The 25,584-nt window shown below is 71.5% G+C and carries 19 protein-coding genes and 1 tRNA gene; 12 read left to right on the top strand and 8 right to left on the bottom strand.

The features are described 5' to 3' along the window. Window positions 1–114: 114 nt before the first annotated feature. Window positions 115–615 carry a hypothetical protein gene (locus tag ACFQWG_RS04770; protein ID WP_380972636.1) on the top strand — a complete coding sequence of 167 codons (501 nt, stop codon included), beginning with the start codon at window positions 115–117 and terminating at the stop codon, window positions 613–615. An 11-nt stretch (window positions 616–626) separates the two neighbouring features. Here the strand turns inward: ACFQWG_RS04770 and ACFQWG_RS04765 are convergent, their stop codons facing one another. From ACFQWG_RS04765 to ACFQWG_RS04755, 3 genes are all read right to left on the bottom strand, one after another. After that, window positions 627–1,088: a tRNA (cytidine(34)-2'-O)-methyltransferase gene (locus tag ACFQWG_RS04765; protein WP_380972634.1), complete on the bottom strand. Its 462-nt coding sequence runs from the start codon at window positions 1,086–1,088 to the stop codon at window positions 627–629. Between the two features lie 56 nt (window positions 1,089–1,144). Then, complete coding sequence (locus ACFQWG_RS04760; RefSeq protein WP_380972631.1) at window positions 1,145–1,981, bottom strand: Pr6Pr family membrane protein; 837 nt, start codon at window positions 1,979–1,981, stop codon at window positions 1,145–1,147. A gap of 173 nt (window positions 1,982–2,154) precedes the next feature. Next, complete coding sequence (locus ACFQWG_RS04755; protein WP_380972628.1) at window positions 2,155–2,694, bottom strand: YbhB/YbcL family Raf kinase inhibitor-like protein; 540 nt, start codon at window positions 2,692–2,694, stop codon at window positions 2,155–2,157. 270 nt (window positions 2,695–2,964) lie between these two features. On the opposite strand from ACFQWG_RS04755, the gene ACFQWG_RS04750 reads away from it, so the two are divergent. The 5 genes from ACFQWG_RS04750 to ACFQWG_RS04730 all read left to right on the top strand — a co-directional run bounded on the left by ACFQWG_RS04750 (window position 2,965) and on the right by ACFQWG_RS04730 (window position 9,670). Continuing rightward, window positions 2,965–3,399 (top strand): iron chaperone, encoded by a 435-nt coding sequence (locus ACFQWG_RS04750; protein ID WP_380972626.1) that lies wholly within the window; start codon window positions 2,965–2,967, stop codon window positions 3,397–3,399. Window positions 3,400–3,456: 57 nt separating this feature from the next. Then, window positions 3,457–4,008 carry a hypothetical protein gene (locus tag ACFQWG_RS04745; protein WP_380972624.1) on the top strand — a complete coding sequence of 184 codons (552 nt, stop codon included), beginning with the start codon at window positions 3,457–3,459 and terminating at the stop codon, window positions 4,006–4,008. Window positions 4,009–4,010: 2 nt separating this feature from the next. Then, window positions 4,011–5,756 (top strand): Y-family DNA polymerase, encoded by a 1,746-nt coding sequence (locus tag ACFQWG_RS04740; RefSeq protein WP_380972621.1) that lies wholly within the window; start codon window positions 4,011–4,013, stop codon window positions 5,754–5,756. An 82-nt stretch (window positions 5,757–5,838) separates the two neighbouring features. Next, window positions 5,839–6,462 carry a thymidine kinase gene (locus tag ACFQWG_RS04735; protein ID WP_380972619.1) on the top strand — a complete coding sequence of 208 codons (624 nt, stop codon included), beginning with the start codon at window positions 5,839–5,841 and terminating at the stop codon, window positions 6,460–6,462. A 43-nt stretch (window positions 6,463–6,505) separates the two neighbouring features. Further along, a complete protein-coding gene (locus ACFQWG_RS04730; RefSeq protein WP_380972616.1) occupies window positions 6,506–9,670 on the top strand; it encodes a DEAD/DEAH box helicase in 3,165 nt (1,054 codons plus the stop codon). A 63-nt stretch (window positions 9,671–9,733) separates the two neighbouring features. Here the strand turns inward: ACFQWG_RS04730 and ACFQWG_RS04725 are convergent, their stop codons facing one another. Together ACFQWG_RS04725 and ACFQWG_RS04720 are read right to left on the bottom strand one after the other, a co-directional pair. Next, window positions 9,734–12,676: a choice-of-anchor M domain-containing protein gene (locus ACFQWG_RS04725; RefSeq protein ID WP_380972614.1), complete on the bottom strand. Its 2,943-nt coding sequence runs from the start codon at window positions 12,674–12,676 to the stop codon at window positions 9,734–9,736. Between the two features lie 117 nt (window positions 12,677–12,793). Continuing rightward, complete coding sequence (locus tag ACFQWG_RS04720) at window positions 12,794–13,486, bottom strand: hypothetical protein (RefSeq protein ID WP_380972611.1); 693 nt, start codon at window positions 13,484–13,486, stop codon at window positions 12,794–12,796. Window positions 13,487–14,080: 594 nt separating this feature from the next. Between ACFQWG_RS04720 and ACFQWG_RS04715 the strand changes: the two genes are divergently transcribed. Further along, a complete protein-coding gene (locus ACFQWG_RS04715) occupies window positions 14,081–17,407 on the top strand; it encodes an error-prone DNA polymerase (RefSeq protein ID WP_380972609.1) in 3,327 nt (1,108 codons plus the stop codon). Window positions 17,408–17,420: 13 nt separating this feature from the next. Here the strand turns inward: ACFQWG_RS04715 and ACFQWG_RS04710 are convergent, their stop codons facing one another. After that, a complete protein-coding gene (locus ACFQWG_RS04710) occupies window positions 17,421–18,743 on the bottom strand; it encodes an AI-2E family transporter (protein WP_380972606.1) in 1,323 nt (440 codons plus the stop codon). A 110-nt stretch (window positions 18,744–18,853) separates the two neighbouring features. After that, window positions 18,854–19,522 (bottom strand): HAD hydrolase-like protein, encoded by a 669-nt coding sequence (locus tag ACFQWG_RS04705; protein WP_380972604.1) that lies wholly within the window; start codon window positions 19,520–19,522, stop codon window positions 18,854–18,856. Window positions 19,523–19,656: 134 nt separating this feature from the next. On the opposite strand from ACFQWG_RS04705, the gene ACFQWG_RS04700 reads away from it, so the two are divergent. Then, window positions 19,657–20,121 (top strand): MarR family winged helix-turn-helix transcriptional regulator, encoded by a 465-nt coding sequence (locus tag ACFQWG_RS04700; protein ID WP_380972601.1) that lies wholly within the window; start codon window positions 19,657–19,659, stop codon window positions 20,119–20,121. 97 nt (window positions 20,122–20,218) lie between these two features. On the opposite strand, the gene ACFQWG_RS04695 is transcribed toward ACFQWG_RS04700, so the two are convergent. Beyond that, window positions 20,219–20,305 (bottom strand) — tRNA-Leu (locus tag ACFQWG_RS04695). A gap of 169 nt (window positions 20,306–20,474) precedes the next feature. Between ACFQWG_RS04695 and ACFQWG_RS04690 the strand changes: the two genes are divergently transcribed. From ACFQWG_RS04690 to ACFQWG_RS04675, 4 genes are all read left to right on the top strand, one after another. Continuing rightward, complete coding sequence (locus tag ACFQWG_RS04690) at window positions 20,475–21,161, top strand: DsbA family oxidoreductase (RefSeq protein WP_380972599.1); 687 nt, start codon at window positions 20,475–20,477, stop codon at window positions 21,159–21,161. Beyond that, complete coding sequence (locus ACFQWG_RS04685; protein WP_380972596.1) at window positions 21,161–22,222, top strand: GNAT family N-acetyltransferase; 1,062 nt, start codon at window positions 21,161–21,163, stop codon at window positions 22,220–22,222. The genes ACFQWG_RS04690 and ACFQWG_RS04685 overlap by 1 nt, the downstream gene beginning before the upstream one ends. A 69-nt stretch (window positions 22,223–22,291) precedes the next feature. After that, window positions 22,292–24,385, top strand: coding sequence for a M3 family metallopeptidase (locus tag ACFQWG_RS04680; RefSeq protein WP_380972594.1), 2,094 nt, complete (start codon window positions 22,292–22,294; stop codon window positions 24,383–24,385). A 32-nt stretch (window positions 24,386–24,417) separates the two neighbouring features. After that, the gene (locus ACFQWG_RS04675) at window positions 24,418–25,515 is read left to right on the top strand and encodes an FAD-dependent oxidoreductase (protein WP_380976229.1); all 1,098 of its coding nucleotides are present in this window, start codon (window positions 24,418–24,420) and stop codon (window positions 25,513–25,515) included. Window positions 25,516–25,584: the final 69 nt, after the last annotated feature.

Here is a 25,584-nt window from a genome sequence, read left to right as displayed (position 1 = left end):
CGGCGAGGCCGACGAGGTGGGACCGCCCACAGCGGGGCGGCGGTCGGCGACGCCGGCCGCGACTAGGATCGGCTCCAGTCAACCCATGGAAAGAAGAAGGAACAGGGGGGAACGATGTCCCGCGACATGCCGGACCGTGCTCCGGAGCTGGAGGACCAGATCGCCGACACGCGCGGTCCCTCGCTGGGGCTCGGACGCATCGTCCTGGTCGTCTACTGGCTTTTCGGAGCATGGACGACGGTGTGCGCCGTCCTCGACCTCCTCCATGTGGGCTCCGGCCCGCTGGGGCCCGCCTTGGTGGCCCTCGTCGCGGGGCTCGTGTACCTGGTCGCCGCCGTCGCCCTCACGCACAACGGCAAGCGGATGCGAGTGGTGGGGTGGACCGCCGTCATCATCGAGACCGTGGGGCCGGTGATCGTGGGTCTGCTGGGGGTGGGGATCCCCGATCTCACGCGGACGCGGTCGGCGTGGGGTGGATTCGGCGCGGACTACTGGTACCTGCCTCTCGTCATCGCCGTCGTGGGCCTGGTGTGGCTGTGGGCATCCAACCCGCGCCGCATCGTCGAGCGCGCCGAGCAGATCGACCGTCCGGGGTCCCGGCGCCGACACCGGTGAGAGGCGGGCCCTCAGACCCCGCCAGGGAAGCCGATCTGGCGCCAAGCCTCGTACAGGCCGATGGAGGCGGAGTTGGCCAGGTTGAGGGAGCGCACGCCCGGCATCATCTGGATGCGGACCTTCGAGGCGACGCGCGGGTGCGCCATGACCTCCTCGGGCAGCCCGGTGGGCTCGGGGCCGAACATCAGGCCGTCGCCGTCGCGGTAGGCGATGTCGGTGTAGAGGCGATCGGTGTGGCCCGTGAACGCCCAGATCCGACCCGGCACGGCGGCCAGGGCGTCCTCAAGGTCAGGGTGGACCCGGACGTGGGCGAGGTCGTGATAGTCGAGGCCCGCCCGGCGCAGCTTCGAGTCCTCCATATCGAAGGCGAGGGGCTCCACGAGGTGGAGCATGGACCCGGTGCAGGCCGACAGTCGGATGGCGGCGCCGGTGTTGCCCGGGATGCGGGGTTCGAAGAAGATCACGTGAAGCACGCGGCCCATCCTCCCACCCCGCGGCGGCGCCCGGCGCGGTCGAGGCGATCGTCGGCCTAGCGTTCCTCATCCGGGATCTGGGGAGGCGCCGGGGCGACGGGATCCCGGCGACCGGGAGCCAGAGCGCGGCCCAGCAGGCCCAGGGTCGCAGCGATGACCGGCAGCAGCACGGCGACCAGGGCGGCGTTGCGCGTGACCTGGGCGTAGCCGAGCGCGGGGACGTCGACGAAGGTGTAGGGGTACCAGTCGATCAGCGCGCCGCGCGCAAGAGTGGCCATGAGGTAGAGCGCGGGGAGGACGGGCGTGAGGGCGAGCTCGCGCCAGGAGGGGGGCCTGCGGACCGACACCATCCACGCGGCGACGGCGAACAGCGGCGTGAGGACGTGCTCGAGGGTGGTCTGGACGATGACGTGGACGGGGAAGTCTCCACCCAGGCTCGGTCCGGCCAGGACCATGGCGTAGACGAGCCCGGTGAGGAGGATCGACGTCAGCGCGCTCACCCGCAGGGCCCGCAGGAGGGCTGTGCGGGGATCGGGGCGCACGAGGAGCGCCAGGGAGACGGCTGCCACCAGGAGGTTGGACTGGGTGGTGAAGTAGGCCAGCCGGTTGAGCGAGCCGTCCCACCCGGGCCCGAAGGTCGTGGAGAATCCGGCGCCCGCCGGCAGCCACGAGCGGGTGGAGTAGGCGGCCCACAGGTCCAGGGCGACGCCGGCGAGGGCGGAGAGGGCCGTCAGCGCGTGGAGGACGCGCGCCGGCACCGCGTTCCCCGTCGGGTCGGGTACCGAGGCCCCGCCCGGGCGTGGGACGGCAGCGCGGCCGAGTGCCGTGTCCCGGCGCGCCGGAGCGGGCGCCGTCCGCGCCGTCTCGGCCGGGTGCGTGTCGACGATCGTCATGATGCCTCCCCGGGGCAGTGTGGATATCCGTGGACGTCTCCGACAATATATCGTTCCGATATCGAATCGTCACCGTATTGTGACATGAATTGGGGAGGTGGGGAAGGGGCTCTGAAGTTTTGATGCCCTGGTCTTTGTTGAGACTTGACGAAAGGTGGGTGGTCCCGATGGGCTCAGCGGGCGGGTTCCTGATATGTCACGGTCAGACGCGCCCGGGCGATCGTGTGGAAGAGGGCCTGGAAGGAGGCGGCGGCCGGGGTCGTCTCGTCGGTGAGCCCCAGCGTCTCGACATCGAGGGCGTGGACGGCGAAGACGTAGCGGTGCGGGCGATCTCCGGCTGGGGGAGCCGCGCCCATGTACGAGTGCTCGCCGTTGTCGCCGCGCAAGTGGAACGCGGCGCCCTCCAGCGTGAGGTCGGAGGCGCCCGCCCCCTGCGCGATCTCGGTCTGGTCGGCGGCGAGGTCGACGACGGCCCAGTGCCAGTACCCCGAGGGCGTGGGGGCGTCGGGATCGAAACAGGTGAGGACGAAGCCGCGAGTCGGAGGCGGGAAGCCGCTCCACCTCAGATGGGGCGAGGTGCTGCCGCCGGCCGCGGTGAATGGAGGGGGCATCGTCGCTCCGTCGCCCAGGTCGTCGGAGGCCAGCGCGAAGGCGGGGACCGGCGGGAGCGAGTCGTAGGGATCGGGAGCCTGGGGGCGGTTCTGGAGGTCCATCGTGTCTCCTTCCACATTGCCGCTCGTCGGACGGCGGCGACGTCGCCGGTGTGGCGGCGCCCACCGCCAGTGTGGGGCATCCCGCCTCGGGGCGCGCACAGCCGGAGCGGGGTGTCGTTCCGTCGAGCGGACGCCTCGGCCGAGCGTCCCGGGCGCGTCCGACCCGTGATTCCAATACGCTCTCACCGAGAGGACGCGTCAACGGCCGCCGCCCCGGTCGCGGGCTCGTCTCCATCCGGCCGATCCGGTAACAAGACCCCAGGAGCAGCCATGGCCCCCGACGACGAGACATTCACCCCCGAGGAGCGCGCGGCCATGAGGGAGCGCGCCCGCGAGATGCGCCGCGGACGCTCCGGGGGGCCGAAGGACCCGGGCGCCGACTTCGACGCGGCCGTCGCCGCCATGCCCGAGGGCGAGCGCGCCATCGCGCGGCGCCTGGCCGGCCTCGTCGCCGAGCACGCCCCCGAACTTGCCACCCGCACGTGGTACGGCATGCCCGCCTGGTCGAGGGACGGGAAGGTCATCTGCTTCTTCCAGCCGGCCTCGAAGTTCAAGGCCCGCTATTCCACGCTCGGCTTCCAGGACGGTGCGCGCCTGGACCGGGGGAGCATGTGGCCGACCTCCTTCGCGATCACCGCGCTCGGGGACGAGGACGAGGCCGCGGTGGTCGAGTTGCTGCTGCGGGCGCTGGGCCGGGCGCTCTGACCGGGATCCGGCCCGGCTTCATCTAGACTGTCGAACAGGTGTTCGATGGGGGTGAGGATGATGCGGGCCGACGCCGACGAACGGCTCAGGCGCGCCCGGGCCGTGCTGGCGCGGGCCGAGGCGCGCGCAGGAGTGCGCTCCGGCGCCCGCCTGGCCGTCGAGCACGCGATCTCCTCCCGTGGCGGCCCCGCCATCGACGAGGGCGGCGCTGCCGTCGCGGGGCGCGTCCTCGAGGTCGGGGCGGGAACGGGCGCGCTGCTCCGCGCGGCGGCTTCTGCGCTGCCCCCGGCCGGCTGGCTGGGCGTCGTCGCAGTGCCGGACATCGGCTGGGCGGCGGCCCGGCGCGAGGGGATCGACCTGGACCGAGTGGTCTGCGTGCCTGATCCCGGTCCGCTGGTCGCCGACGTTGTGGCGGCCCTCGCGGAGGGGACGGATGTGCTGTGCCTCGGCCCCGTGGAGCTCACGGGCGGGCAGCGGCGCCGTCTGGCCGCCCGTGTGCGGCGCGGGGGACAGATCCTGCTGACCGCGGCGCCATGGCCGGGGATCTCCCGTCCGTGGGCTCCGCCCGGGCGCGGAGAGCGGCGGGGGACGCGGCGGGAGGCGGGATGAGGATGGACGCGGAAAGAGGCGGACCGGGCCCCCACGCCCCCGCGGGGGTGCGGCGCGTCGTGCTGTGGGTGCCCGACTGGCCGACGACCTCCCTGGTGGTCGATGTGCCGCCCGGCGCCCCGGCGGCGACCGTGCGCGAGGCGCGCGTGGTCGTCCCCACCATGGCCGCGCGGCGGGCGGGAGTCCGCGCCCGCATGCCCGTCTCGACGGCGCAGTCCCTGTGCCCCGGGCTCATCGTGCTCGCAGACGACCCGGTGCGCCAGGCCTCGGCCTTCGAACCGGTGGCCCGCGTCTTCGACGCTGTCGCGGCGGGGGTCGTGTGTCTGCGTCCCGGCCTCGCCTGGGCCCCGGCGGCCGGGCCCGCCAGATGGCTTGGGACGGAGGAGGCCCTGGCGGAATGCCTGGTGGAGTCCGTGGCGGCGCAGACGGGTGCCGAGTGCCAGGTCGGCATCGCCACCGGGATGCTCGCCTCCCTGGAGGCCGCCCGGCAGGGCGTCGTCGTGCCCCCCGCGGACACCGGGGAATTCCTGGCCGACCTGCCCCTGGCCGGAGCCGGTCGGGTGCTCCCCCCGGAGCAGGCGGAGGGCGTCCTCCACGCCGTGGACGTGCTCTCCCAGCTCGGGGTGCGCACCTGCGCCGACGCGGTCGGGCTGGGGCGGGGCCCGCTGGCCACGCGTTTCGGGCGGGCGGGGGAGGTCCTGTGGTCGCTGTGCACCGGTGGGGACCTGCCGACGCGCGGCATGGCGCGTGCGCCCCGGGACGTGTCGGTGTCCCTCGACCACGACCCGCCCGTCGTCGACCTCGACCAGGTGGTCGTGGGGCTGCGGCGGCTCGCGGAGGAGCTGGCCGGAAGCCTGTGGCGTGCCGGCGCCTCCTCGCAGACGCTGACGGTGTGGATGGAGACGGAGACAGGCGTCCGACGCGAGCGGACGTGGACGGCGGTCGACTGCGCGTCACCGGCCGACGTGGTCGACCGGGCGCGGTGGCAGCTGCGGGGGTGGTCGCAGGCGTGCGGCAGCGCGGAACCCGGGGCGCAGGCACCGGACTCGGCGCTGGCGCGCGTCGGCATGGTGGCCCGCGGCCTCGTCGCCGCGCCCCCTGGTCCGCCCCTGTGGGGACGCGAGGACGGGCGGGTCCGGGCGGAGCGCGCCGTGCTGCGCCTGCAATCCCTCCTGGGGGAGGAGGCGGTCATCGCGCCGCACGCCCAAGGCGGCCAGGACCCCCGGTCCCGTGTGAGCGGAGGGGTATGGGGCGCACCGGTCCCCGATCTGGCGCCACTGGACGGGGAATGGGAGGGCGGGGTCGACGGGGAACCGGCCACGGTCCTGGACGCGCCGTGTCCCGCTCGCCTGTACGGCATGACAGAGAAGGGGCCGGAGCGCGGCGCCCCTCTGCTCGCCGTGGTGGCCTCCGAGGGCCAGACGGTGACGGGGGACGAGCGGCGCGGAAGGGAGGGGCTGCGTCCCCTCCACGTCGGCCCGCGCGGGGACCTGGACGCCAGGCCCACGGTCCTCGTGCCGGATCCCGCCCCGGGAGCGCGTCTGCCCGCCGGCCTCGAGGCGGGCCGCGCGGTGACGATCCGCGTCACGGGCGGGCCGTGGGCGGTTCTGGGGCGTTGGTGGGAGGGACCGGACTCGCCCCGCGCTCCGCGGGCCTACCTCCGCGTGGGACGCGAGAACGGGGAAGGGCCGGATCTGCTGCTCGTCCAGCGTCAGGGGAGTTGGGCGGTGGAGGGCGTCTACGACTGAGGAACCGCTGGCGTCCCCTACGCGGAAGCGCTTCTGCGCCCCGGGTAGGATCGCGCGGGGACCTTCGGGAAGGACGACGAGGATGGCGAAGCTGTACTTCCGTTACGGCGCGATGAACTCCGGCAAGTCGACGGCTCTGCTGCAGGTCGCCTTCAACTACGAGGAACGCGGGCAACGGGTGCTGCTGGTCAAGCCGCTCATCGACCGCAAGGGGGAGGCGGACATCGTCTCGCGCCTGGGCGTCACGCGGCGGGCGGACCTCCTGGTCGACGCCGACGACGACATCCGGGACCTCCTCCACCGTGCAGCCGTCCACGATCCAGCCTCCGGCGCGGCCACAGTGGCGCGTCCGGTCGCGGCCGTGCTCGTCGACGAGGCGCAGTTCCTCACCCCCCGCCAGGTCGACGACCTCATGCGCGTCGCCGTGCTCGACGGGGTCCCGGTCCTCGCCTATGGGATCCGCACGGACTTCCGCACCCGGGCGTTCCCCGGCGCCCAGCGGCTCCTGGAGATCGCCCACTCCCTGGAGGAGCTCAAGACGATCTGCCGGTGCGGGCGCAAGGCGATCCTCAACGGCAGGCGCATCGACGGGCATTTCGTCTTCGACGGCGACCAGGTGTCCATCGACGGCATCGACGCGGAGTACGAGGCCCTGTGCGCGGCCTGCTACCTGGAGGAGTCGGGCGGGCGGCTCGGTGACGACTGACACGTGCCGGTCCGCCTCCGGCGCACGCGGATAGACTGGGCGGATGGCCACCTCCCGCACCCTCGACGATGTGATCTCCCGCCTCACCGATGAGGATCTCATGGCCGCGGTCGGGCCTGCGACCTGGGCCAAGGGCCTCACCTACTTCCGTACCGGGCGGGTGCTCGAAGCCGAGGAGCATGATGCCGAGCGGGCCGAGGGTCGCGTGCGCGGGTCGGGAGTCGTCTACCGGACGTGGATCGAGGTCGTCGAGGGGCGGCTGGACCTCACCTGCGCCTGCACGGTGGGACGCGACTGCCGGCACTGCGTCGCCACCGTCCTGGAGCTGCGCGACCGCCTGCGCCGCGCGGTCCCCGAGGAGTCGACGTGGCGCACGGCGCTCCAAGCGGTCGTCGGCAAGTCGGGCGCGCAGGGCGAGGGCATGGCGCTCCTGGTCGACACGCACGATCCCTCCCAGCCGATCTGGCTCACGCCGCTGCGCCCCGGGACGCACACCCGCTGGGCCACCAGACGCGCCTCGTGGCCCGACATCACGAACACCCAGTGGACGTCGGTGACGGCCGACCTCAACCCGACCCATGTCGCGCTGCTACGTGAGGGGTACCGGATCTCCCGCCTCGGCGCCGCCTGGCGCTCCCCCCACGAGGTGAGCCTCGACGCGCTCGGGGACCAGGCCGCCGCCTGGCTGCGCCGTCTGGACCGCGCAGGCGTGCACCTGCTGGCCGGCACGGATCCTGAAACCCCTTTGGTGCTGGACACGCGGTCCTGGCAGCTCCGGCTCGACGCCAGCGCCGATGGGGAGGGGCTGGCCCTCGTCCCAGCGGCAACGGACGGGCACACGGTCCACCGGCACCCCCGCGTCGAGCCCGCCACGGGGCTGCTCCTCCTCGACGGCGGCACCCGCGTCGCGCAGGTGGGCGGGGCGGAGGACCTGCTCGACCACATCCCGTCCCGCGGACTGGTGGTTCCGGGGACCGACCTGGCCGAGTTCCAGACGCGGTGGGCCCGACGCCTGGACCACGCCGTCGGGCTCATGTCCACCGACGGCTCCTTCGACACGGCGGAGGCTCTGGACCCCGTCATCGTCGCCACCGTCCGCCCTGAGGGGCTCTCCGCCGTCACGGTGCGATGGTGGACCGAGTACGCGGTCGGGGACTCTGTCTCGCGCGCGCCGATCGAGCAGTCCCGTGAGGATCCCGACGTCCAGTCCGTGCGACGGCGGATCGAGGAGGCGGGCGGCGCGCTGCATGCGGCCCCCGAGCTGTGGCGCGGAGAGCTGCGCACCCTGCGATTCCCGGCGTGGCGGGCGCCGGAGTTCCTCCGCGAGGTCGTCGGCGCCATGGACGTGGACGGACTGGTCTGGGACATCGCCGCAGAGGTGCGCGAGGCCCGCGTCGACGAGCACGGCATGAGGATCGCAGCCACCCTGGGCCAGGCGGGCGACAGCGACTGGTTCGGCCTGCGGGTGCGCGTGGTCGTGGGGGGCCGCGAGATCGAGATGGCGGATCTGCTGGAGGCGCTCGCAGGCGGCGAGGACCACCTGCTCGTCGACGGCACGTGGGTCGCCCTCGACGGCGACCGCCTGACCCGGTTGCGGGAGCTCCTGGAGGAGGCGCGGCTCCTGGGCGATGCGGAGGACAGCGACGAGCCCCGTCTCAGCGTCCTCCAGGCCGGGTTGTGGGAGGAGGTGGCAGAGGTCGCCGACCACGCGGACGCCGCCCAGGAGTGGACGCGGCGGATCGGCGCGATCTCGGGGCGCGGAGAGCTCGCGGGCCTTCCCGTGCCCGCGTCGTCCCTCGCCCGACTGCGCCCCTATCAGGTGCGCGGACACCAGTGGCTGACGGCGCTGGCGGGTCTGGGGCTGGGCGGGATCTTGGCGGACGACATGGGGCTGGGCAAGACGCTGCAGATTCTCTCCGCCGTCCAGGCGCTCAAGGACGACGCGGTCGCGCGCACGGGGCGCGCCCCGGATCCGGTCCTCGTGGTCGCCCCCACGAGCGTCCTGGGCACGTGGGCCCAGGAAGCCGGCCGTTTCTTCCCCGATCTCGCGGTGCGGGTGGTTCCGGCGACCTCGCGGCGCCGCGACCTGGCGCTCACGGGCCTGACCCGCGGCGCGGACGTGGTGGTGACGTCTTACACGATCGTGCGCATGGAGCCCGAGGAATGGGCGGGGACCCGGCTGTCGGGGCTGGTCGTCGACGAGGCCCAGGCGGCGAAGAACCCGCAGACCGCGATCCATGCGGCCCTGATGGGCGTGGACGCGGGGTGGCGCGTGGCCGTCACGGGCACGCCGGTCGAGAATTCCGTGGGCGACCTGTGGTCGATCCTCCAGGTCACGGACCCGGGACTGCTCCCGGCGTGGCGCGTGTTCAACGAGCGCTTCCGCAGGCCGATCGAGTCCGAGGGCGACGAACAGGCACTCGGCCGGCTTCACCGTCTGACCGCCCCCTTCATCCTGCGCCGAACGAAGGAGCAGGTCGCTCCCGATCTGCCCGACAAGACGGAGACGGTGGTCGCGGTGGAGCTGGGGGAGGAGCACCGGCGGATCTACGATCAGTACCTCACCCGGGAGCGGACGAAGCTGCTGGGTCTCCTCGACGACTTCTCGGCCAACCGCATGCAGGTCCTCACCTCGATCATGCGGCTGCGCCAGCTCGCCCTCGACCCCGCCCTCGTCGACGAGCGTTACGCGTCGGTGGGTTCGGCGAAGGTCGAGCTGCTGGCCGACCAGCTGGACCAGATCGTCCCCGCCGGCCATCAGGTGCTGGTCTTCAGCTCGTTCACGTCCTTCCTCCAGCGCATCCGGGCGGTCTTGGAGCGCCGCGGGATGGCGGTGGCCTATCTCGACGGGGCCACGCGCGACCGGGGCTCAGTCATCGAGTCGTTCCGTTCGGGGGAACGGCCCGTCTTCCTCATCTCTTTGAAGGCGGGGGGAACGGGACTCACCCTCACTGAGGCCGACTACGTCTACGTCATGGATCCGTGGTGGAACCCCGCCGCGGAGGCGCAGGCCGTCGATCGGGCGCACCGCATCGGCCAGACGAAAAAGGTCAATGTCTATCGCCTGGCCGCCACCGGCACCATCGAGGAGAAGGTCCTCGAGCTCCAGGAGCGCAAGCGCGCGCTCGTCTCGGCGGTGGTCGACGGCGGCGGCGCCGGGGACGGGCGGATCTCGGCTGAGGATCTCCGGGGGCTGTTGACGGACTGAGAACATGGTTCCGCCCCATGGGGAGGACACCCATGGGGCGGAACCTGCTCAGGAGGTGAAGGGTCACTGCCGGGTGCGGCCGGAGCGTCCGCGTGCGGCGAGGATGAGGAGTCCCACGCCTGCGAACACGCCGATCAAGGTGAACAGGGCGTCAGACAGGCCGGTGTGGGCGAGATCGCCATCCGGATGCTGCTGATCCGACTGCGGCTGACCACCCGAGGGGTTCTGGTCGCCAGGCTGGTTGTGGTCCCCGGACTGGTTGTGGTCCCCGGACTGGTTGTGGTCCCCGGGGTCCGGGACGGGCGCGGCGTTCGGGTCGCGGTCAGTGAAGCAGTCCGCGGGGTTGACCTTCGTCACGTCGTTCTGCCCCACGGAGAAGGCCAGCGTGAAGTCGTCGGAGGCCGGAGTCCCATCGGCCAGCGTGGTTGAGCGGGTGAAGGCCAGACAATAGGTGCCCTCCGCGCTGAATGCCCAGGAGGCATGGACATGCGCATGCTTGGCGATCTCGAAGGAATCGGCCTCGGTGATGCCGTCACGCGTGGTGAACAGCTCCTCGACCGAGCCGAGCTGCGTCCCGCTGTGGTACAGGGCGAACTGACCGTTCTTCGGAGCGGACATCCGATCCAGTGCCCACTGCACCCCGGTCTGAGTGGCGTCCTCGGGGATCGTCTCGGTGGACCAGCCCGGCCACAGCAGCCCCTCCTGCTGGGATTCGGTGACCTGCCAGAGTGGAGTGTGCGGATCGCCCAGGAAGGCAAAGCGGGGATCGTCAGGCACGCTCGTCTCTGAGCCGGGCAGCAATTGCAGCACGACATCCTCAGGGTCGTGCCAGGAGGCTCCGTCGTGGGTGGCATTCTGGAAGCCCTCGGCCGTCGTGTCCTTCACCTGGGTGGCGAACACCCCGTCCTCCAGGGTGGAGGCGATGTCGATGTGGCCGTTGTTCAGGATGGTCGCTCCGGAGTCCGTCTTGGACCAGTTGGCCACGTCCCAGGGCTTCGCGGCGGGAGTGTCTCCGCCGTTGTCCGGCACGGGCACGTCCTCCGCCTTCGTCGGTTCGGCCCCATCGGCGCAGGTGCGATCCAGCGCGTTGTGCTCGGAGGCGAGCCACATCGGGCCGGTGGAGTGCGCATCCCCCTCGTGGTCGTTCGCATACCGCTCATAGTCGTCCGGATCGAGGGGGCCGTCGGCCACCAGAGTGAAGGTATGGTGGTCGCTGACCGCCTGCCCCCCGGCAGTCGTCCCGGACCACGTCATGGCCACGCAGTACACGCCCGGCCGCGTGACCGACCAATTGAGATCCTCGCGGCGGGAGCCCGTCCAGATCTGCTGGGACAACTGCCCCGTGGCGGTATCCCATCGCTGGTCCGCCGCCCACTCACCAATACTCCCGGCCTGGCCCGCGGACCCCTGCCCCACATAGAGGTCTCCCGGCCCCTGCACGCTGTCGAACGTCCAGGTGAGGTCACCGTCCAGATCAGAACTCTCGATCTGCGAGGTGTCCCACGTGATGGAGCGCCCGATGGCCTTTCCGGCTCGCGTCCCGAGCTGGAAGCGGTACGGATAGTTGATGCCGGCCTGCCCATAGAGGATGACGTCGTCAACATTATGGGCGATATTCGGGCCATCCCCATAATCGCGTTCCTGGTTGTAGGTGACCTGGAGGTCATCGCTGTCATCCAGCCGCGCGGTGAATGCGGCCGTCCCGCCGTTCGAGACATACGGGGAAGTGTCGTCCACATTCGTGATGGGCTCCTTCACCACACCCGGATAGTCCAGGTGGCGCCCGCAGGGCTCGATGGTGCTCGGGTCGTATTGCGAGCCCACGATCTGGGTGAGGATACCGTGGGTCTCCGCCCGGGTGCCATCGGGCATCTCCGTCTGCACGCTGAAGGCCATGCAGTAGATGCCCGAGCTCGTGAAGCTCCAGTTCTCATGCGTGTGCCGCTGGTTCGCAAAGGACCACACCGAGGGCTGAGCCTTCTTCGTGCTGAACTCCGTCTTCGCGCTTGCTAGGCCACCGTCCTGCCACAGCACCACGTCGCCCGGGGCCGCCCCACCGTCATAGCCGGTCACCGCATCCAAACGGAAGCTGAAGGGGTGATTAAAGTCCAGATCCCGCAGCGTCGGGGACTGGGTCGAGAATCCGATCCATGGCGAGCCGTCGATCGAGCCCGCCTCCCGCGAGCGGTACACGGTCGACCCCTCTGGGGCGATGAAGGAGTAGTCCGCGTCCGGGGTGTACGTCTCCGGCAGCGTCTCCTTCGCGTTGTCATTGTGGTAGATCACCAGATTGTTCAGATCCAACGGGTCATACCCGTCGAAGTGGGACCGCAGTGCCAGGGACTGGGTGCCGTCCTCACTCGTGTCGATCTCTGGATAGATCACGTCACCATGCCCGTACGGGGCAACCAGCCACTTCCCGGGCTGGCCGTACTCCACGTTGTCATTGTCCGGGTGTTGGTCCGTCTCCGGGCGGCGCAACCCGAAGCTCAGGTCTCCCTCGCTCGCCCCCGGTCGGGACAAATCGGTGGTGGTGTAGATGACGTACCAGCCCTGACTGTCGCGCGTCAGGCTGGGAGCCTCCCATTCATAGGGGTCGTCGTAGGAGGGATTGACGAAATAATGCACGGTGGCAGGGTCTCCGTCGAGGCCGCTCTCAGCCAGGAAATCGACCGTCGTGGACACTTCGATCGAGTAGTGTCCGTCAGCGTCCGTGACATCCTGAGCAGGGCTGTAGACATCGGGATCCGCAGTAGGATCGTTGAGTGCTCCCCAGTCGTCAGCTCCCGCGCCGACGGTGATGCTCGGGATGCCCTCTTCTCCCGCATCCTGCACGCCATTGCCATTGGCGTCGGTGAAGAGGGTGCCACTGAGTGTGACCGTGCTGCTCTCCTGCTCCTCGGCGTCCTCGGCGCGGGCGGAGCCGGAGGTCACCAGCGGGCCGACGAGCAATGCTGTGAGCGCCAGGGCGGCGATCGCAATCGGTGGTTGGTGTCGTGTTCTCATTCGCATGTGTTCCTCGGTCGGTTGTCTGTGCTGAGTTGATGGGAAGAGAGAAGAAAAAGGGGTGGGGCGGGAGGGAGATGGAGAGCCCCGTCCCACCCCACCCGGGTTCAGAGCCCGTCAGGGCTGGACGCGAAGATTCACGGGCGCAATGGTCGACCCGATCTGCGCGTTGGTGCCTCCCCGGTAGGCGGTGAAGCTCAGGGTGAAGTCGCCGCCCGCAGCGGGAGCGCTGAGGGTCCACGGACCGTGCTCATGGCTGGGCCTGTTCGCTCCGCTGCCCGGCTTCCACAGGGTCACGCGGCTGGTGTCACCGGTCGCGCTGCTCGTGGAGCCCGCGACCGCGTCGTTCGCGGTGAAGACGGCGTCCCCGGCGTTGGCGGCGCCGGAGACCTTCGCCACGTCGAAGGAGACGGATGCGGGGCAAGCCGGATTGAGAGCCTCCGTGTACTGGAAGCCGATGAACGGGAGGTTGTCTTCGTACTGCTCGATACCCGAGATCTGCCACGTCCCGTTGCTGTATGTGATGGCGTCGGCAGGCGAATTCGAGTCGTCGAAGAGGAACCTGTAGTTCCCGATGTTGGCCGGGCTGATGTGGCCGCCGTCCTCGCGGAAGGTGTCGACCGTGATCCGGTTGTTCGCATCGCAGGCGACGCTGACGATATCGGTGTGCCCGGCGGTGAAAGTCGTGGTCGCGGCGTCCGCTGCGGCGGTGGAGTCCGGGGCGGCGGTGGCGGCCACGGCGCCGCCGAGTGCGAGGACCCCGGCGGTCAACAGGCTTGCGCCCGTGCGGGCGAGGGTGCGTGTCTTCATGAGGCTTCTCCTTGAGAGTGACGTCAGATGAGAGAACAAGACAGGACTGTCGCACGCCCCGTCGTCATCCGCGGCCGCCGATGTTCACAGCGGCAACCGCGCCGACTGCAGGCACCTGGCAGACGGTCGGTACCCGTTTCGGGCGGGACGTACGTCGGGGCATCGATCGGAGAAGATGAAGTGGGTCCGGATGAAGGCGATGTGGCGGCGCCGGGAGAGAGCCGGCGCAGGAAGGGAGTGCTCCCGGACGGTCACCGGGGGAGCAGGGAGGACCTCGGGGCCGCACCCGCAGCGCGGGCGGCCGCCTGGAGCCAAGTGCCCGCGCCCGTGGACGTGGAGCCGACAGGCGCCGGCATTGGGATGCGCGGAGACTGGGTGAGCGGATCGGGCCATCCGATGCTGGTCGCTGCGTCGCATGCCGGCTCCTTCCGGTGATCCGCACACTCGTTATATGAGAATGATTCTCATATGACGTTGGTGAGGGTATTCCTTTCGGAGGGAGCGTGTCAAACATGGGGCATGCCGCCCCGGGAACATCTCGGGGCGCGAGCTCGCGCACCAGCGAGTCGAACACCTGTTCGATACACTGGCGGGGTGCCTGCACGACTCGGCTACGCCGAACTCCACGCCCACTCGGCCTTCACCTTCCTGGACGGGGCCGACCAGCCCTCCGTCCTCGTCGGGCAGGCGGGGGAGCTGGGGCTCGGCGCGCTCGCGGTCCTCGACGTCGACGGGATGTACTCCACGGTGCAGGTCGCCATGGCCGGACGGGAGACCGGCCTGCCCATCGTCTCGGGCGCCGAACTCACCCTGGCCCGCGGGCAATTCGGCGCGGGCTCGCAGAACCCCGGCTGGGGGCTGGCCCGGGGCGCCGAGGACCCCGGCATCCGCCTGCCCATCCTGGCGACCTCCCCCTCCGGCTATCGCGATCTGTGCGCTGCGATGAGCCGCCACGCGCTCGACCGGCCGGGTGAGCGCCGGGCCGCCCACCTCCTCGACGAGTTGGCCTCGGGCCGGGGCCGCCACGCCGACTGGCTGGCGCTGACGGGCACGGCCCGGGGGCCGGTCCGCCGGGCCCTGCGGGCGGGAGGATCCCAGGGTCTCGACGCCGCGCGCCGCGCCCTCGCGCACCTGACGGACAGCCTGGGCCGGGACCGCGTCGCCCTCGAGAGCGCCCTGAGACCCACAGATCCCCCGGCCCTGGCCGATGCGCTCGCGGACCTGGCGCACGAGGCCCGCATCCCCCTGGTCGCCACCACGGCGGCGCGGTGCGCGACGCCCGCCTCGGGACCGATGTCCGACGTCCTGGCCGCCACGCGGATGAACGCCTCGCTTCTCCAGGCCGAGCCCCACCTGCCGGCCCTGCGGTCCTTCCTGCGCGGCGCGGAGGAGATGCTGACCCTCCACCACGCCCACCCCGAAGGGGTGGACGCCGCGGCCGCCATCGGAGCCCAGGCCGCCTTCGACCTGCGCCTGGTCGCCCCGCACCTGCCGGGCACCGACGTGCCGGCGGGATTCACGGAGGCCACCTGGCTGCGCGAGCTGACCCGGCGCGGGGCGCTCGCGCGCTACGGGACGCGGGAGGAGGACCCCGAGGCGTGGAGGGTGATCGACCATGAGCTCGACGTCATCGAACAGCGTGGCTTCCCCGGCTACTTCCTCATCGTCAAGGAGATCGTCGACTTCTGCGCCTCCCGGCACATCCTGTGCCAGGGGCGGGGCTCGGCCGCCAACTCCGCGGTCTGCTACTCGCTGGGCATCACGGCCGTCGACGCCGTGCGCCACCACTTGATGTTCGAGCGCTTCCTGTCGCCCGGACGCTCGGGGCCGCCCGACATCGACCTCGACATCGAGGCGGTGCGCCGCGAGGAAGTCATCCAGCACGTCTATCAGCGCTACGGCCGGGACCGGGCCGCCCAGGTGGCCACCGTCATCAGTTACCGTCCGCGCTCCGCGGTCCGCGACGCGGCCCGCGCCCTCGGATACGCGCCGGGCGTCGCGCAAGCGTGGGCGAAGGGGACGCCGCGGCATCCGGGGAGCCGGGACGGGGAAGCGTCCTCGCCGCAGGAGGAAGGCGCCTCCCCCGAGCGCGTCCGCGCGATCGCCGAGGCCCTGCAGAGGCTGCCCCGGCACATGAGCATCCACTCCGGGGGCATGGTGCTCACCGAGGAGCCCGTCTCCGAGATCTGCCCCGTCATGTGGGCGGCGACGGAGGGACGCTCGGTCCTCCAGTGGGACAAGGACGACTGCGCGGACGCCGGACTGGTCAAGTTCGACCTGCTGGGGCTCGGGACGCTCACCGCGCTGCGCCGCGCCTTCGACTGGCTGGAGGCCGACGGGGTGCGCGGAACGGACGGGGAGACCCCGGGCCTGCACAACCTGGACCGCGACGCCGCAGACACACGCGTGTACGAGCTGCTGTGCGCCGCCGACACGGTGGGCGTCTTCCAGGTGGAGTCGCGCGCACAGATGAACACGCTGCCCCGCCTGCGCCCGTGCGAGTTCTACGACATCGTCATCGAGGTCGCGCTCATCCGGCCCGGTCCCATCCAGGGCCACGCCGTCAACCCCTATCTGCGCCGGCGCCGCGGGCGCGAAGCGGTCCCCCTTCTCGACCCCCCGCTGAGGAGGGCTCTGGGGAAGACGCTGGGCGTCCCCCTGTTCCAGGAGCAGCTCATGCAGATCGCCGTCGACGCCGCGGGCTTCACGCCCGCCCAAGCCGATCGGCTGCGCCGGGCGATCGGCTCCAAGCGCAGCCCCGAGCGCATGGCGGCCCTGCGCCCCCTCCTGCTCGCGGGCATGGCCGCGCATGACATCGCGGAGGACGTCGCGGAGGACGTCTACCGGCAACTGCTCGGTTTCGCCGACTTCGGGTTCCCGGAATCCCACGCCTTCTCCTTCGCCCACATCGTCTACGCCTCGGCCTGGCTCAAGGTCCACCATCCCGAGCACTTCTACGCCGGCATCCTGGCCTCCCAGCCCATGGGCTTCTACTCGCCGGCCACCGTGGTCCAGGACGCGATCCGCCACGGGATCGCCGTGGCCGGCCCCGATGTCTCTGATTCCGAGGTGGAGGCCTGTCCTCGCCCTCGTTCCGCGTCCCTCCCGCGTTCCGGGCCCTGGCAGGGGAGCGAGGGCGCGTCCGCGGGATGGTCCTGCGGGGATGCCGAGAGCGGCCTGCCGGCGGGTGCGACGCGGCTGGATGCGCACCCGGGGACGGTGGTGCGCCTGGGGCTGGAAGCCGTGCGCGGGCTGGGGGAGGCGGCCCGGCGCATCGTCGACGCCCGACGCGCGGGAGGCCCGTTCCAGAGTCTGGCGGACCTGGCGTCGCGGGCCCGCCTGTCAGCCGGGGACATGGAGGCCCTGGCGCGATCCGGCGCCGTCGAGTCGCTCGGCGTCTCCCGGAGGGAGGCCCTGTGGGCGGCGGAGGCCGTGGCCCAGGGATCGTGGATCCAGCCCTTCCTGCCGGGGACCGAGGTCGGGGCCGGCGCCCCGGAGTTGGAGCCGATGACGGAGCTGGAGACGCTGCGGGAGGACTACCGGTCGATGGGGCTCACCACCGGGGCCCACCCCTTCGAGATGGCCCGCCCGGCGCTGCGCGGCCGCGGGGTCCTCGCCGTCCGGGAGCTGGGGACCCGTGGGGACGGGGAGATCGTGTCGGTGGCGGGCATCGTCACCCACCGCCAGCACCCCCCCACCGCCCGCGGCACGACGTTCCTGTCCCTGGAGGACGAGACCGGTCTGGCGAACATCACCTGCTCGAAGGGTCTGTGGACCCGGTACCGGCGGGTCGCCATGACCGCCCAGGCCCTGGAGGTCCGGGGACGCTTGGAGCGCGGTGACGGCGTCGTCAACGTCATCGCCCTCCGTCTGGAGGAGGTGGCGTTGCCGGTGGCGGTGCGCTCGCGCGATTTCCGATGAGGGGGGCGGGGCCTCACCGGTCCCGTGAGAAGTCGGGCAGCGGGCCCTCGATCGGGGGGTCGAAGTCGTGGAGCTCGGTGAACACCGCCCAGATGACGCCGATGATCGGGGTCGCAATGACGGCGCCCAGGATGCCGGCCGTCAGGGTGCCCACGGCCACGCCCAGCGCGACCACCAGAGGATGGAGGGACACCTGGTGTCCCATGATGAGGGGTTGGAGGACATGGCCCTCCAGCTGGCCGATGGCCGCGATGCCGACGCCGACCAGCGCGGCCTGCAGGGCGCCGCCGCTGGCCAGCGCGACGATCATGGCGATGACCATGGCGGTCGGCGCGCCGATGAGGGGGATGAACGCGCCGATGAACACCAGGACGCCCAGGGCGGGGGCCAGCGGAACCTGGATGATCTGGAGGAAGATCCCGGCGAGCAGCCCGTCGGTGGCGGCGACGATCACAGTCCCGCGGGCATAGCCGGAGAAGGTGACCCATCCGGCGCTCGCCGCCCGATGGGTGACCTCGCGGTTGCGCGATGGGAGGAGGTTGAGGAACCAGCGCCACATCCGTGCGCCCGAGTGCAGGAAGAAGATCGTCGTGAAGATCACCAGCGCGAGGATCGTGAAGACCTCGGCCACGCCGGACACGTTCGAGAGCACGTCCCCGACCAGGGTCCCCCAGTTCTCCTGGAGATAGGCGGCCCCCTTGTCGATCGTCTGGCTCACCCAGGCGGTGACCTCCTCGTGGGTGAGCGTGATGTGGAAGGGCAACGACTGGAGGAACTCGATGATCATGTCGATGCCATTGCCGAACTGCGAGGCGACGTTCGTCCACTGCCCGGCGACGGAGGTGACGACCATGGTCATCAGCCCGCCGAAGATCGCGAGGAACGCCAGGAGCGCCAACGCCACCGCCAGCCACCGGTTCATCCACCGGTCGAGGAGGTTGACGACGGGGTTGAGCATGGCGGTGACGAGCAGCGCGATGAAGACGCCGACGAAGACCGCGGAGACGTGGACCACCAGGTAGATGACGCCCGAGACGACGATCGCGATGCCGATGACCGCCCACGACCCCCATCCCCATCGCTGCAGCCACTCGGGGAGGACCGCCGGCGGGCGGCGGTTCGCCGCGGCGCGCGGGAAACGGGAGGGGGAAGGCTGGAAGGCGGAGCCCATACGCCGTGTGCGGCGCGCGACCGGCTCGGTCTGGGCGAGGCCCCTCACCAAGGGCGAGGGCGCGGCCATGCGCGTGCTCATCCACCGGGCGGTCGCGCGCACGGACTGCGAGAGCCGCCCGCGAGCGGCGCCCAGCGAGGGCCTGCACGATGGGGTGTCGGACATGCGGCGTCCCTCCGTTCCTCATCCAGCGGGCGCCCGCAGGGAACAGATGCCCGCAGCCCTCAGGGTAGAGGAGTCGCCCTCGCGTGCCCCAGCGGACAGGCCGCGGGCAGCTACGCCGTTTCTGCGCCGAGGAGGAGCGCCCGCAGGGAGGCGACATCGGGAGCGAGGGCCCAGGCGCCGTCGAGCTCACCGGGCTCCCCGTATCCCCATCCGGCGCCGATGACGGGAACCCCAGCCTCCGCACCGCCCTCGACATCCCAGAAACGGTCGCCGACGAGGACGGGACGCGACACGTCGCGTCCGAGGGCGGTCAGCTGGGAGAGGGCATCGCGAATGACGGTCGCCTTGGTGCAGGCGGGGTCGGGGGTGGCGCCCGCGATGGCGTCGAAGTGGCGGGCCAGGTCGAGATGCTCGAGCTGGCCGCGTGCCATGTGCAGCTGCTTGGAGGTGGCGGTGGCCAGCGCCAGTCCCGCGGCGTCGAGGTCGGCCAGGAGCTCCGCGATGCCCGGATAGGGATCGGGCTCGAGGTAGAGGCCGCTGTAGACGCTGCGGTAGTGTTCGACCGCGCGTCCGAGCTCATCGCCGCGCAGGCCGAGCCGCTCGAAACTCGTGAAGAGCGGCGGACCGACGAAGGGCCGGTAGTCGTCGTCGGGCAGCGGCGGCAGACCGAGGTCCTCGGCGGTACGCTGGAACGAGCGGATGACGACGCCGGCGGAGTCCACGATTGTCCCGTCGACGTCGAGGAGCACGGTCGTCCAGGGGATTCGCGCAGCAGTCACGCGGTCACTCTACGGGATGGGCGCGCGGAGGTCGAAGGCGTCCCTCGCGGGGGACGCCTGCCCTATGATCGTTGAAAGATCGAAATTTCCGCACGGGGCACGGAAGTGGAGGAACGGTGGTCGACGGTCCGGGCATGAATCCCATCAGCGAGTCCGGCAACCAGCGGTCGGTCGCCTGGCGCGTGTTCTTCGAGGCATCCGGGCGGCTGCAGGGGATCCTCGAGACGCGGCTGAAGAGGAGGTTCGGGCTGTCCCTGCCCGACTACAACGTCCTGCTCGCCCTGTGGGAGGCGCCCTCGCACAGCCTGCGGATGGGGGAGTTGGCCGAACGCGTGGTGTATTCCCCGTCCCGCCTCACCTACCTCGTGACGAACCTCTCGCGGGACGGATGGGTCGAGAAGGTGCCCTCGGCCTCCGACGGGCGGGGATTCGACGCGGTTCTCACGGACGCCGGCATCGACACGGTCCTCAACGCGACCGAGCTGCACCAGCAGACGGTGCGCGACTATCTCCTGGACGACATGACGGACGCCGACATCGACCAGATCGTCCGGATCTTCGGCGCCCTGGACCGCCGCCTCAGGCTCGGCGGGGAATGACCTCCGCGGGCCGGTATCCGGGCGGCGTGCGCGCCGGGACTTTCGGGGCCAGCGAAAAAGCAGGCCACCAGCCATCCGACTGGTGACCTGCCACCTGTGCGCGGAGGGGGACTTGAACCCCCACCCCCGTTAAATGGGGACTAGCACCTCAAGCTAGCGCGTCTGCCTATTCCGCCACCCGCGCAGGTCGTCCACGACATCGCCGTGAGCGGGGAAACTCTAACACGGGGGAGGTGAGGGCCGCCAAATCGGTGCGACCGGCCGGTCCGCCCGCGCGGGCCGCTGGCGCCCCGGGGCGACCCCGCTACAGTGAGGGCAGTCGAGACCGAGGGCGAGCCGAGCAAGGGAGAGTCATGCACATCGACGTCTGGGCCGACGTGGCGTGCCCATGGTGCTATCTGGGCATCCGCCACTTGCGCGCCGCGCTGGAGCGCTTCGACCACGCCGACGAGGTCGACGTCGTCCTCCACGCCTACTTCCTGGACCCCGAGCTCTCCGAGCGTCCGCTGATCTCGGAGGCGGAGTACCTCATGGAGCACAAGGGCATCGAACGCGAACAGGTCGACCGCATGCACCAGCGGCTCATCGACCTCGGACGCGCGGAGGGCATCGTCTACGACTTCGCGCGACTCATCGTCGCGCCGACCTCGAACGCCCACCGGGTGATCGCCGCCGCCCACGAGCACGACCTCGCCCAGGACACGGTCTCAGGGCCCGACACCACCCAGCTCCGGCTCGTCGAGGCCATCGATCGGGCCCATTTCGAGGAGGGCCTCGACGTCTCGGACGCCAACGTCCTCATCGGCTGCGCGCAGGACGTCGGGATGGAGGCCCATGAGGCGGTGACCGCCCTGGCCGACGAGGGGCGGGCCTCCGAGGTCTTCTCGGACTACCAGATCGCCGTCCAGATGGGGGTGGACTCCGTCCCGACCTTCCTCATCGACCGCCGTTTCGTCGTCCAGGGCGCCCAGCCCGTCGCCGCCATGTCCAACGCCCTGGCCTCGGCCTGGGAGCAGACAGGGGAAGGGGGCGGGAACTGATGTCGGTCGAGCCCTTTGCCGTCCCCGGTGACCGCGTCCGGCTGGTCCCCCTGGCCCCATCCGACGCGGAGGACGTGGCGGTCGCGGTCCAGGATCCGGAGATTCCGCGGTGGACGACCATCCGCCTGCCGTACTCGATCGACGACGCGCGCCAGTGGACGGTCGCGGCGGCGGGGCAGTGGAGGGACGGTTCCCCGCACTGGTCGATCCGCACGGCCGACGGCGACCGCCTCGTCGGCGCCCTCACGCTCTTCGCCTCCGGTCCGAGCACGTGGGAGGTCGGCTACTGGATGGGCTCGGCGGACCGCGGGCGCGGGTACATGACGGAGGCCGTCCGTCTGGCGACCCGCACGGCATTCGACGAGCTCGGAGCCCATCGCGTCCAGTGGAAGGCGATCGCGGGGAACTGGGCCTCCTGGAAACCGGTGTGGCGCGCCGGTTACCGCCGCGAGGGCGTGCTCCGCGGCCTCACCGACCGCTCCGGCGCCGTCTTCGACCATTGGAGCGCCGCGATCGTGCGCGGCGACCTCATGCAGCCTGCGGCCCCTTGGGACGGGCCGGGCGCCCCGGGCGCGGAGGCCGCTCCCGCCCTCGACCCCTCGCGCCCCCAGCAGCTGGTCGCCCAGTTCCACCGCACCTACTCCATGCCCGACCGGCTCTCCGAGAGGGAGGCCCCGACCCTGGGCTACCCCCGCCTGGACATGCGCATGCGTCTCATCGCCGAGGAGTTCTCCGAGCTCGTGGGCGCGGTGTACGGGCCCGCCGCCCGGGCGCTGGTCGAGGACGGATATCGTCGGGGCGCCGACGCCGACGACTCCACGCGGGACGTCGTCGAGACGGCCGACGCGCTGGCCGACATGGTCTACGTCATCTACGGGATGGCGCTGGAGTCGGGCATCGACCTGGACGCCGTGCTCGCCGAGGTCCAGGCCTCCAACCTGTCCAAGCTCATGCCCGACGGATCGGTCAAGCTGCGCGAGGATGGGAAGGTCCTCAAAGGCCCGAACTTCTTCAGGCCCGACATCCGCCGCGCCTTGGGCCTGCCTCCGCAGACGCCCTGACCGGCGGCGTCGCCCTCGTCGACGTCCCGACATCCGCCCCCGCCCCCGCCCCCACGAGGAGAACCACCCGTGCCCGACCCCTCCAACCCCCTGTCGCTTCCCTCGGACCTGCCTTTCGGCCTGCCCGACTTCGCACGCATCACCCCCGCCCACCTGGAGGAGGCCCTGCGCGAGGGGATGGCCGCCCAACGCGCCGAGTGGGAGGCGATCGCCACGGACCCGCACGAGCCGACCGTGGAGAACACGGTCGTCGCCGTCGACGAGTCGGGGCGCCTCCTCGAACGCGCGCAGTCCGTGGCGTGGACGATGCTGGCCTCGGTGGGCGGGCCTGAGCTGGAGAGGCTCCAGGAGACCTTCGCGCCCCTTCTCGCCGAGCATGCCGGCGCCTTCACCCTGGATGCCCGGCTGTACCGCCGCTACCTGGCCCTCGCGGCCCGCGAGGATCTCGATGCCGAGACCGCATGGGCCGTCGAGCGCCAGGTCCGCGCATTCGAGCGGCTGGGAGTCGGCCTCGACGACGCCGACCAGGCCGCTCTGCGCCGGATCGACGCCCAGCTGGCCTCCGCCCAGGCCGACATGGACACGCGCATCACCCGCCAGCTGCGCGCCACCGGGCTCGAGGGGGACGACCCCGACGGGCTGGACGGACTGGACGCGGCTGGAGCCGAGCGCGCCCGGCAGGCAGGAGCCGCCCGCGGACACGCGTGGTTCATCCCGTGCCGCAACTTCACGACCCAGCTGGACCAGGCGGTCCTCACCCACCCGGAGACGCGCCGCGCCCTGCTGGCCCGTTCGGAGGAGCGCGGGAACGGGGAGGACCCCGGCACCGACACCCGTGCCACCGTGCTGCGCCTCGTCGGGCTGCGGGCCGAACGCGCGCGCCTGCTCGGTTTCGCCGACCACGCGAGCGTCGTCATGGACGGGGAGACGGTCCCGGGCCCCGAGGCGGCGCGCGAGCTCCTCCTGCGGGTCGGTCGGGCCGCCGCGTCCACGGTGGACGAGGACGCCGCCGACCTCGCCCGGCTGGCGGCGGACGACGCCGACGGGGACGGGCTGCAGGCCGCGGACTGGCCCTACTACGAGAACCTCCTGCGCCGCGAGCGCCTCGGGGTCGACGCCGAGGCGCTGCGCCCCTACCTCCAGCTGGACCGCGTCATCGAGGACGGCGTCTTCTGGGCGGCGGGCCGGCTCTATGGGATCACGATGACCCGACGCCCCGAGCTGCGCGGATGGTCGCCCGATGCCCGGGTCTGGGAGGTCCGAGACGCCGACGGATCAGCGCTGGGGCTGTTCGTGGGGGACTGGTTCGCGCGCCCCGGCAAGCAGGGCGGGGCGTGGATGAACGAGGTCGTCGCCCCGGCGGGCGAGGGGACGGGCCCCGAGGGAGGGCGGACCCTGCCGGTCATCGCGAACAACGCGAACTTCGCGCGTCCCGCCCCCGGGCAGCCGACGCTGCTCACATGGGATGAGGTCATCACCTGCTTCCACGAGTTCGGGCACGCGCTGCACGGCTTCTTCTCAGCGACGCGCTACCGCGAGGACGCGGGCACCAACGTGCCGCGTGACTTCGTCGAGATGCCGAGCCAGCTCAACGAGATGTGGGCGTACCACCCGGAGGTGCTCGGCCGCTTCGCCCGCCACGTCGACACGGGCGAGGCGCTGCCCGAGCAGTGGCGGGCGGCGCTGGAGGACTCCGCGTCCTTCGGCCAGGGCTTCCAGACGCTGGAGTTCGTCCAGGCCGCGCTCATCGACCACGCCTGGCACCGGCTCGCCCCCCAGGAGATCCCCACCGGACCGCGTGGGGTGCGCGCCTTCGAGGACCGCGTGCTCGCGGAGGCGGGCCTCGCCCACCCTCTGGTGCCGCCCCGCTACCGGTCGACGTACTTCGCGCACGCCTTCGCCGGAGGATACGACGCGGGCTACTACAGCTACATGTGGGCGGAGGTCCTGGTGGCGGAGCTCGAGCAGTGGTTCCGGGGGCCCGCCGCCCGCGGGGAGGACGGCGGCCTCAACCGCCAGGCGGGGGAGACGCTGCGCCGCGAACTGCTCTCGCGCGGGAATTCGCGTGACCCGTTGGCGTCGTTCCGCGCTGTGTGCGGCCACGACGCCGACCCCGCCTCGATCCTCATTCGCCGGGGTCTGAGGGGACCCTCCGTGAGATGATGGGCGGACACCGGATCGAAGGAGACATGACTGTGGCGAGAATCGTCGTTGTCGGCGGAGGGTACGGCGGCGTGACGGTGGCGAAGGGGCTCGATCCCCTGGCCGATGTCGTGCTGGTCGAGCAGAAGGACCAGTTCGTCCACCATGCGGCCGCCCTGCGCGCCGCCGTGGACGAGGTCTGGGAGCACGCGATCTTCATGCCCTACTCGAACCTGCTCGATCGGGGGACGGTGCTCCAGGGCACGGCCGCACGGGTGAGCGGCACCACCGTCGAGGTCTTCGGGCACGACCCGATCGAGGCGGACTACATCATCCTGGCCACGGGCTCGACCTACCCCTTCCCCGCGAAATACTCCTCGTCGCGGGCCACGGTGGCCAAGGCGCGCATCGAGCAGCTCCACCAGGACCTCGCCTCCGCCCAGTCGGTCATGCTGGTGGGCGGGGGGACCGTGGGCATCGAGATGGCCGGCGAGCTGTCCAACGCCTTCCCCGGGATCCAGATCACGATCGTGGAGAAGGGCCCCGACGTCCTGTCGACCCCGGGGTACTCCGACGCGCTGCGCGCCGAGCTGCGCCGCCAGCTCGACGATCTGGGCGTTCGCGTGGTGACGGGGGCGGAACTGTCGTACCTGCCGCCCCACAACGTCGGCGAGCTCGGGCACTTCACGGTCGCGACGAAGGCCGGCGAGCACATCGAGGCGGACATCTGGTTCCAGTGCCACGGCTCGCGGGCGAACACCGGATATCTGGACGGCACGGAGTACCAGGAGCTGCTCCACCCGGACGGCACAGTGCGCGTCGAGCCGACCCTGCAGGTGCAGGGCCACCCGACGGTCTACGCCATCGGCGACATCACCGACGTCAGGGAGTCCAAGCGGGCGGACGCGGCGCGCCAGCAGGCCAGGGTCGTCATCTCCAACATCTCCCGGCAGCTGGAGGGAGAGGCCCCCGACACGACCTACCAGCCGACGAAGGAATGGGTGGTCCTGCCGTTGGGGCCGACGCTCGGCGCCTCGCAGCTGGTCGACGCCGAGGGCCAGACCCGGATCGTCGGCCCCGAACAGACCGCGGAGATCAAGGGCACGGACCTGATGGTCTCGGTCATCCGCTCCCAGCTCAACCTGCCCTGAGCCCGGGCGGGACGAGCCCCCGGCGGACGCCCGCCACGGGGGTGCGGCGGGCCCCGGCGGGCGGGTAGT

The organism is Schaalia naturae, from assembly GCF_042665795.1.
Taxonomy (GTDB): Bacteria; Actinomycetota; Actinomycetes; order Actinomycetales; family Actinomycetaceae; genus Pauljensenia; species Pauljensenia naturae.
This window is presented reverse-complemented; position numbering and strand designations above follow the sequence as displayed.

Coding starts and splice junctions, on each gene's coding strand:
- ACFQWG_RS04770 (WP_380972636.1), top strand. CDS start 115: ATGTCCCGCGACATGCCGGACCGTGCTCCGGAGCTGGAGGACCAGATC.
- ACFQWG_RS04760 (WP_380972631.1), bottom strand. CDS start 1,981: ATGACGATCGTCGACACGCACCCGGCCGAGACGGCGCGGACGGCGCCC.
- ACFQWG_RS04755 (WP_380972628.1), bottom strand. CDS start 2,694: ATGGACCTCCAGAACCGCCCCCAGGCTCCCGATCCCTACGACTCGCTC.
- ACFQWG_RS04750 (WP_380972626.1), top strand. CDS start 2,965: ATGGCCCCCGACGACGAGACATTCACCCCCGAGGAGCGCGCGGCCATG.
- ACFQWG_RS04745 (WP_380972624.1), top strand. CDS start 3,457: ATGATGCGGGCCGACGCCGACGAACGGCTCAGGCGCGCCCGGGCCGTG.
- ACFQWG_RS04740 (WP_380972621.1), top strand. CDS start 4,011: ATGGACGCGGAAAGAGGCGGACCGGGCCCCCACGCCCCCGCGGGGGTG.
- ACFQWG_RS04735 (WP_380972619.1), top strand. CDS start 5,839: ATGGCGAAGCTGTACTTCCGTTACGGCGCGATGAACTCCGGCAAGTCG.
- ACFQWG_RS04730 (WP_380972616.1), top strand. CDS start 6,506: ATGGCCACCTCCCGCACCCTCGACGATGTGATCTCCCGCCTCACCGAT.
- ACFQWG_RS04725 (WP_380972614.1), bottom strand. CDS start 12,676: ATGAGAACACGACACCAACCACCGATTGCGATCGCCGCCCTGGCGCTC.
- ACFQWG_RS04720 (WP_380972611.1), bottom strand. CDS start 13,486: ATGAAGACACGCACCCTCGCCCGCACGGGCGCAAGCCTGTTGACCGCC.
- ACFQWG_RS04710 (WP_380972606.1), bottom strand. CDS start 18,743: ATGTCCGACACCCCATCGTGCAGGCCCTCGCTGGGCGCCGCTCGCGGG.
- ACFQWG_RS04700 (WP_380972601.1), top strand. CDS start 19,657: ATGAATCCCATCAGCGAGTCCGGCAACCAGCGGTCGGTCGCCTGGCGC.
- ACFQWG_RS04690 (WP_380972599.1), top strand. CDS start 20,475: ATGCACATCGACGTCTGGGCCGACGTGGCGTGCCCATGGTGCTATCTG.
- ACFQWG_RS04685 (WP_380972596.1), top strand. CDS start 21,161: ATGTCGGTCGAGCCCTTTGCCGTCCCCGGTGACCGCGTCCGGCTGGTC.